The organism is Micromonospora mangrovicola (genome assembly GCF_047200535.1).
Taxonomy (GTDB): domain Bacteria; phylum Actinomycetota; class Actinomycetes; order Mycobacteriales; family Micromonosporaceae; genus Micromonospora.
Genome location: NZ_JBJZOG010000246.1, coordinates 1 through 979, shown reverse-complemented (window position 1 = coordinate 979; position 979 = coordinate 1). Strand labels below are relative to the sequence as shown.

Genomic DNA, 979 nt, shown 5'->3' with positions numbered 1-979 from the left:
CCCGGGACCGTCAGTACGAGTAGAAGCCCTGGCCGGTCTTGCGGCCCAGGTCGCCGGCGGTCGCCATCCGCTGGAGCAGCTCCGGCGGGAAGAACTTCTCGTCGGCGGTGTCGGTGTAGATGTTCCTCGTGGCGTTGAGCAGCACGTCCACGCCGGTCAGGTCGACCGTGGCCAGCGGGCCCATGGCGTGACCGAAGCCCAGCTTGCAGGCGATGTCCAGGTCCTCCGCCGAGATGACGCCGGACTCCACGAGCTTGACCGCCTCCATGGCCAGCGCGCAGATCAGCCGGGTGGTGACGAAGCCGGCGATGTCCCGGTTGACCACCACGACCGTCTTGCCGATCTCCTCGGCGAACGCCTTCGCGGTCGCCAGGGTCGCGTCGCTCGTCTTGTAGCCGCGGACCAGCTCGCAGAGCTTCATCATCGGCACCGGCGAGAAGAAGTGGGTGCCGACCACGGACTCCGGACGCTCGGTCGCGGTGGCGATCTGGGTCACCGGGATGGCCGAGGTGTTGGTGGCCAGCACCGCGTCGGACTTGCAGATCTTGTCCAGCGCGCGGAACACCTCGTGCTTGATCTCGATCTTCTCGAAGACCGCCTCGACCACGATGTCCGCGTCGGCCGCCGCCTCCAGCTCGGTGGTCGGGGTGATCCGGGCCAGCGTCGCCTCGACCTCGGACGCCTCGATCTTGCCCTTCTCGGCGAACTTCTCCAGCGACTTCCGGATGCCGTCGACGCCCCGCTTGGTGGCCGCGTCGTCCAGGTCCCGCAGCGTCACCTGCCAGCCCGCCTGCGCCGCCACCTGGGCGATACCCGAGCCCATCAGCCCGGCACCGACGACCGCGAGTCGACCCGCCATCTGCTTCTCCCTCGCTGCGATTGAGTGTCTGACAGCACCCTAGTCATGACCGAACGCACCGAGCGCAGAGGGCCGTGGGGGCATGGCGGGAGAGGATCTGGCGGCGAGCCTGAACGACGA

Annotated in this window: 1 protein-coding gene; it reads right to left on the bottom strand. The window is 68.4% G+C overall.

What is annotated here, in order from left to right:
• Positions 1-10 precede the first annotated feature (10 nt).
• Entirely contained in the window at positions 11-859 is an 849-nt protein-coding gene (locus ACL02O_RS34295; protein ID WP_412822337.1) for a 3-hydroxyacyl-CoA dehydrogenase family protein, read from the bottom strand.
• Positions 860-979 lie beyond the last annotated feature (120 nt).